6 protein-coding genes are annotated in these 6,308 nt (G+C 56.4%); all 6 read right to left on the bottom strand.

Annotated elements, in window-relative coordinates:
- Window positions 1-34 precede the first annotated feature (34 nt).
- Window positions 35-481: a PLD nuclease N-terminal domain-containing protein gene (locus tag HMPREF2884_RS02455; protein ID WP_070615306.1), complete on the bottom strand. Its 447-nt coding sequence runs from the start codon at window positions 479-481 to the stop codon at window positions 35-37.
- Window positions 482-583: 102 nt separating this feature from the next.
- On the bottom strand, window positions 584-1,498 hold the full coding sequence (locus HMPREF2884_RS02450; protein WP_070615303.1) for a 1,4-dihydroxy-2-naphthoate polyprenyltransferase: 915 nt from the start codon (window positions 1,496-1,498) through the stop codon (window positions 584-586).
- A gap of 108 nt (window positions 1,499-1,606) precedes the next feature.
- Window positions 1,607-2,965 (bottom strand): AMP-binding protein, encoded by a 1,359-nt coding sequence (locus tag HMPREF2884_RS02445; protein ID WP_070615300.1) that lies wholly within the window; start codon window positions 2,963-2,965, stop codon window positions 1,607-1,609.
- 169 nt (window positions 2,966-3,134) lie between these two features.
- Window positions 3,135-4,088, bottom strand: a complete 954-nt coding sequence (locus HMPREF2884_RS02440) for a 1,4-dihydroxy-2-naphthoyl-CoA synthase (protein WP_070615297.1) — start codon at window positions 4,086-4,088, stop codon at window positions 3,135-3,137.
- A gap of 88 nt (window positions 4,089-4,176) precedes the next feature.
- A complete protein-coding gene (locus HMPREF2884_RS08990; protein ID WP_246827908.1) occupies window positions 4,177-4,725 on the bottom strand; it encodes an RloB family protein in 549 nt (182 codons plus the stop codon).
- Between the two features lie 37 nt (window positions 4,726-4,762).
- Window positions 4,763-6,157, bottom strand: a complete 1,395-nt coding sequence (locus tag HMPREF2884_RS08985) for an AAA family ATPase (protein WP_083309667.1) — start codon at window positions 6,155-6,157, stop codon at window positions 4,763-4,765.
- Window positions 6,158-6,308 lie beyond the last annotated feature (151 nt).

Here is a 6,308-nt window from a genome sequence, read left to right as displayed (position 1 = left end):
GTCACCCACACTCAACTCGGAAGAGCCGCCAAACCTAACTGCCCTGATTCGGCGTGCCGTCCTCGGGATCCTTAAGCTCAGGGTCCTTAGGCTCGGAATCCTTACGCTCAGAATCCTGCTTGTTGTTCGATTCTGCCTCGCGGCTGCGGCGTTCGCGTTCTGCTTTTGCTTTGAGCCAGCGCAGGTACTCTTCATCGTCGTCGGGGGAAGACACCGAGGGCGCCGGGGTGCTGCGTCGCTGACCGAAGCCGGGGCGAGGAGCGCCTGCTGCGGGCTGTGCTGCTGGCTGTGTTTTGGGGCGGCCCAGAATAAGCCACATGAGCGGGCCCACCACGGGGAAGAGCAGGGTGACGAGAACCCACAGCCACTTGGGCAGGGTTCGCGCCTCGTGTGCGGGGGTGCGGACGGCGTCCAAGAGGGTGTAAAGGGTCAGCCCCACGATGAGGGCGGCGCCGCCAATAATCAGCATGGCTCGAATCATAAGCACTACTATGACATACCGCCGCGTTATTGCGGAACTGTGAACCGGGTGCCCGCCAACGGCGTAACGGCGCGGCAATCCGGCGCAGATTTGTACGTCGGCTTAGTAGCCGGTGAACACCTGAACCTCGTGGCTAATAATATCCAGCGAGCCCAGCCACACGGCGAGGGCAAGAATCACGGAGTACACGAACGCCACAATACCCGCCTGCTTGAGCACGGGGATCAGGTCGCGGCCGCCGCGCGTCCACACGGTCACGCAGGAGTGGATGGTCGGGCCGACCAGCAGGAAGATCAGCAGGAACCAGGGGTTCTCATCGAGCAGGAGCACGCCCAGACCCAGGGCCAGCGCCATCTCCACGATGTAGGTAATGCGTGACCAGCGTTCGCCCAGGCGGACCGCCATGGTCAGCTTGCCCGCCTCAATGTCGGTGGGAATGTCACGCACGTTATTCGCCATGAGCAGCGCACAGGAAATCAAACCAATGCCGATAGCACCAACCCAGCCGAGCAGGGTCAGGGTGTGCGCCTGCGTGTAGAGGGTGCCCAGGGTCGCAACCAGACCAAAGTAGACGAAGACGAACACATCGCCCAGGCCCATGTAGCCGTAGGGGTGCTTGCCGCCGGTGTAGCCCCACGCCGCGAAGACGCTGGAGGCGCCAATCGCCAGGAACCACCACTGGTTCGCCAGAGCCACCAGGGCAAGACCGGCAAGCATCGCTAGGCCGAAGCAGGCGAAGGCGGCGTACTTGACGGAGCGAGGGCTTGCCACGCCGGAACCGACGAGGCGTAGCGGACCCACGCGGTCTTCATCGGTTCCCTTGATACCGTCGGAGTAGTCGTTGGCGTAGTTCACGCCGACCTGCAGGAAGAATGCGACGAGGAACGCCAAGAACGCGTAGAGCGGCTTGAATTCGTTGACCTCGTAGGCGGCAGCTGAGCCGGCAATAATGGGGGCGACGGCGAGCGGCAGGGTGCGCAGGCGAGCGCCTTCAATCCATTGGGCGGCAGTTGCCACGGGGGTTCCTTCCGGGTCTAAGTGCGTATGATGCGTGGGTTTTGTGTGTGACGGTCAGGGCGTGCGGGCGGCTGCGTGTGCGGGGTGAAACCCGCGGATGAGCCTGCTTTAGCCCTGACGGTAGTCTCTGTCCAGGATACTGTATATTTCTGCGCGGTCCGGCTTGCCGGTGCTGGTGAGCGGGAAATCCGGCAGGATGCTCAGCTGCTTGGGTGCGGCGGGGGCACCGAGCTTTTCGGTGCAGCGGGCACGCAGCAGGGCGCTGAGTTCTTCGTTCAGGGCGGGGCTATTCTCAGCAGGTGCAGCACCGGCAGAAGGTACGAGCGTGACTGCGGCGGCAATGGCGGTGCCCCAGCGGGCATCGGGCAGGCCGACTACGCAGGCTTCGCGTACGGCGGGGTGCTCTTCGAGGACGGTCGCCACGGCGCGGGCGGAGATTTTTACGCCTCCGCTGATGAGTACGTCGTCGCTACGGCCGAGCACCTGTAGGCGTTGCTCGTTGCTGTGTGCAGTGCTGTTGGGAGCCGCTGCAGGGCTCAACAGCCCGTAGTCGTCGGTGCGGTACCAGCGGGTGCCGTCGGCGGCGGTGAAGAAGTGCTCGGCGGTGCGGGCGGCGTCGCCAATGTAGCCGCTGGCGAGGTGCGCTCCGCTGATCCAAATACGACCCACCTGCACAGACTCTTCATTCGCCGGCTTCCCCTCAATATCCGGCACGGCGGGCATACCTTCTTCGGGCACGAGCTCAACCCGCACGCCGGGCAGTATGGAGCCGGAGTAGACGCATCCGCCGGCGGTTTCGGCGCTACCGTAGGTGGTCACCGTGTTCAGCCCCAGGGCGGTGGCGGCGGCGAGCAGGTCGGCGCTGGCGGGGGCGCCTCCAAGTAGGATTCCAGTGAAGGATCCGAGCGCCTCGTGAATTTCAGCGCCCAGGTGCGGGTTGGCGTCCGCGCTTTCGAGCAGCTTATGGAGCTGGGTGGGTACCAGGGAGATAAACCGGCGTGCCGAGCTCATGCGCTCAACCGCCTGCAGGAAGACCTCGGGGCTAAAGTGCACGGGCTCAATGACGGAGCGGGCAATGACCGGGGCGGTGCCTGCGAGCACGGAGCGGGCGAGTACCTGCGCGCCGGCAATATAGTGCGCGGGAAGGGCCAGGAGCCACTGCGAGGCGGCATCGGAGTTTGAGCCGAAGAAGCGCTCGGTGGCTACCGCACTGGCGGCAAGAGCTCGCGCGGTCAGCGCGGTGCGTTTGGGGGTTCCGGTGGATCCGGAGGTGCCCACCACCAGGGCGATAGGCTCCGCAGCTGCATCGGCATCCGCCGCGTACCCGCCCAGTAGTTGCTCAAAGGCGCTCAGCATGGCGTGAGGGTCGGCGGGCTGATCGGCGCGCACCTGTACCGCCTGCGGGTGCAGGGCAGCCTCCTGCGGGGCGGGGGAGGGCGCGAGCCCGGGTACGGGGGTGTTCATCATGGCTAAATCCTTAGCGGCTGTTTGTCGCGGCTGCGTGCTGTCATGCGCCGGTGTCATATGCCGGTGCGGCATCAAATGCGCCGGAGCCGGATTCTTAGCTGAGGTTCTCAGGGTTGAATCTGGCTCCGAGCCTATGCATCTGAAACTACTTCTGTAGAAGGGCTATCTCTTAGAAGTAGTAGGGGTAGTTGGACCAGTCCGGGTCACGCTTCTGCAAGAACGCGTCGCGACCCTCCACGGCCTCGTCGGTCATGTATGCCATGCGGGTTGCCTCACCGGCGAAGACCTGCTGGCCGAGCATGCCGTCGTCGGGCAGGTTGAAGGCGTACTTGAGCATGCGGATTGCCTGCGGGGACTGGCGGGCAATATGCGCCGCGTATTCCAGGCCCTTGTTCTCGAGCTCTGCATGGGGAACGACGTCGTTGACTGCGCCCATTTCGTACATGCGCTGTGCGTTGTATTCCTTGGCAAGGAAGAAGATTTCGCGGGCGAACTTCTGACCCACCTGGCGTGCGAGCAGCGCCGAACCGTAGCCTGCGTCGAAGGAGCCGACGGTTGCGTCGGTCTGCTTGAACTTGCCGTACTCTTCGGAGGCGATGGTCAGGTCAGCAACTACGTGCAGGGAGTGGCCGCCGCCTGCAGCCCAGCCGGAGACGAGGGCGATAACGACCTTGGGCATGGTGCGGATGAGGCGCTGCACTTCAAGGATGTGCAGTCGGCCTGCGCGTGCCGGGTCGATGCTTTCTGCGGTGTCACCGCTGGCGTAGTGGTAGCCGTCGCGGCCGCGGATGCGCTGGTCGCCGCCGGAGCAGAATGCCCAGCCGCCGTCCTTGGCGGAGGGGCCGTTGCCGGTGAGCAGCACGGTGCCTACGTTGGAGGTCATGCGTGCGTGGTCGAGGGCGCGGTAGAGTTCGTCCACGGTGTGCGGGCGGAATGCGTTGCGCACCTCGGGGCGGTCGAACGCGATGCGCACGGTGGGCAGATCGCGTACGATTTCGCCGTTTTCGTCGCGCTGAACCTGGCGGTGGTAGGTGATGTCGGTGAAGTCTTCGAAGCCTTCGACGACGCGCCAGTCGGCGGGGTTGAAGATGTCCGAGACCTTTTCGGGAAGTTGTGCAGTCATAGACCCTATTCTACGTTGCCCGGGCATAGAAGAAGGCCCGGGCAACGTGTGTGCGGCCCGGGCTTTCTCAATATGAAATGGATGTTATTTATCCATTGATAATTTTATCGATTAGAAGCGGCATAGCACTCGAAGGGTTTGGGCCCTTCTTGTTAAAAGCCATATTTGGGTCTCTTCTTCTAGCTCTAATCGATGCCTCATGATAATTGCCAATAGGAAAGCTGCTATGCAAGTCCTTGTTGTTTCGGCCTGTCATAAAAGGGAATTTTTTGCATATATTTTTTACCCGTTTATTTATATCAGAACTTGACATATAACTATTTGGGAAGTCATCAATATGCCATAGGAGCCATACCTCAAATTTAATATTTGTAACCACTATAGAGATGCCATTTTTGGCTGCATCGCTAAGAGCTTTCTCTAAATTTTGGTGCTGGTCAACATCGATGACGCAAAAACGTTCAGAATATTCACCTGTGTTATTTAGGCATCCTGTAAGGATGCTCATCGGGTCGGTCCCTTTGGGTTTGTCAACAAAAACATGGGTTTTTTCTGATCTAAGTTCTTGGATGAGACTCTGGAAATATCTTATTTCAGTATTTTCCCCTTCGACGCATATAAGTATTCTTTTTTTCATAGCACGAGGTTTACGAGGGTCTCGTCGAAGACTGCGCCTACCGCTCATCAATATCCCCCTTTGTGATGTAGTCAGAGGGAGAAAAATTAACAAGTGGTTCAAACAGGCTGGCTGCTGTAAAGGGTACCGCTCCGTATACTCCTGATAAGTAGAGGCGTTCAATATTCTTATTATCCTTATGGGGAAAATCTCCTAAGGAAAATAAATCGGTGACTCCTTCTCGGCTTTTCTCAGTAAACCATATATTGTTATAGGTTAGCCCAAGTTGTTCTTGCTGATTTAGAATTGTAGCGTCATGAGTTGTAAAAATTAACTGGGCGCCCTGGGTATTAATGGATTCATCTGTAAATAGACGGATAAGAAGATATACCAAGTACGGATGCAAGCTAGAATCTAGCTCATCCCCACAAACAATTCCCCCAGACCGGATAGCCTTGAGCGCAGCAAAAGATACCACCAACCAGGCCAAGGTTCCATCACTCTCATCATTCAAATATAAGGGAGATGGGTTAGCGTCACTGGAATGGTGGATGAATTCTAGGCGACGTTGGATTAGTTTTTGTAAACTTGGTTTTTCAGTGCTATTAGTCTCATCGCCCTGATTCGAATCTTGAGTAGAAGATAAGCTTCGCATGAGATCAAATATGATTTTTGGTGGAATGTTAGGGTCGGAACTATTTGGATTATTAGGGTCGTATTCACTTTCATGTCGCCACAAATCGACTTTCTGGATTCCAATATCAGCAATTTGCAAGAGTGACTCAATCTCGTTAAATGAGATGGATTTTTCATCCAAAGCGGCTATGATTCTATTAATGCGAGAGTTTTGATTCTTAGGAAGGGAAATAAAATCTATACCGTTCGAAATGTTTTTAAAAATCTCCTGAATTGAGTCGTTTCGATTGAGAGTTCCAGCCCGGGAAAGTATAAGTTCGCGGCTACTTACTTCTATCTTCTGAATTCCACTTGCAAATGAAACTTTGTACTCCCCGGAGTCTAGGCGTTCTCGTGTGAATATCTTTTTCCATCGCTTGTTTGGTATATGGTCTAAGTATTCAAACGTGATACCTTGTGCAGATGTTCCAAAACCATATCGATAACGCACATCATCGATAAGAAAATCCAGTTCATAAACACTATCTGAGTTTTTGCTTTTCTGGTCTAGCCTAAAAGGGGCGTAGGGAATTTTCTTGCCATTTTGCCATAACGTAGATGAGTGCCTGACTGCAGCTATAAAGTACCGCAGAGCATCAAGAAGATTGGATTTTCCTGATGCATTGGCACCAAATATACCTGCTACTGTATGTATGGAATCGTCCCAGGTTTTACCTGAGCTAGGAGTGAGCGTCTTAAAGGACGGGTCTAGAAGCTCTAAAGCAGTCTCGTCCCTGAGGCTCTTGTGGTTCTTTACTCTGAAACTAAGAATCTTCATGATTTGAATATATCATGCTGTTCTTGATATAAGCGAGGAACAGAAAACTGGTACCTTTCTCAAGGAAAAGGAAATAGCCCGGCACTACACGCTGTAGTACCGGGCTGCCGGGGATGGGGGCGAACCTACGTCCTCACTTTCGATAAAGGTT

Origin of the sequence: Rothia sp. HMSC073B08 (assembly GCF_001812975.1) — a bacterium.
Lineage (GTDB): Bacteria > Actinomycetota > Actinomycetes > Actinomycetales > Micrococcaceae > Rothia > Rothia mucilaginosa.
Note: the sequence above shows the minus strand (reverse complement) of the source record. Positions and strands in the feature narration are given on the sequence as shown.

Coding starts and splice junctions, on each gene's coding strand:
- HMPREF2884_RS02455 (WP_070615306.1), bottom strand. CDS start 481: ATGATTCGAGCCATGCTGATTATTGGCGGCGCCGCCCTCATCGTGGGG.
- HMPREF2884_RS08990 (WP_246827908.1), bottom strand. CDS start 4,725: ATGAAAAAAAGAATACTTATATGCGTCGAAGGGGAAAATACTGAAATA.
- HMPREF2884_RS02440 (WP_070615297.1), bottom strand. CDS start 4,088: ATGACTGCACAACTTCCCGAAAAGGTCTCGGACATCTTCAACCCCGCC.
- HMPREF2884_RS02445 (WP_070615300.1), bottom strand. CDS start 2,965: ATGATGAACACCCCCGTACCCGGGCTCGCGCCCTCCCCCGCCCCGCAG.
- HMPREF2884_RS08985 (WP_083309667.1), bottom strand. CDS start 6,157: ATGAAGATTCTTAGTTTCAGAGTAAAGAACCACAAGAGCCTCAGGGAC.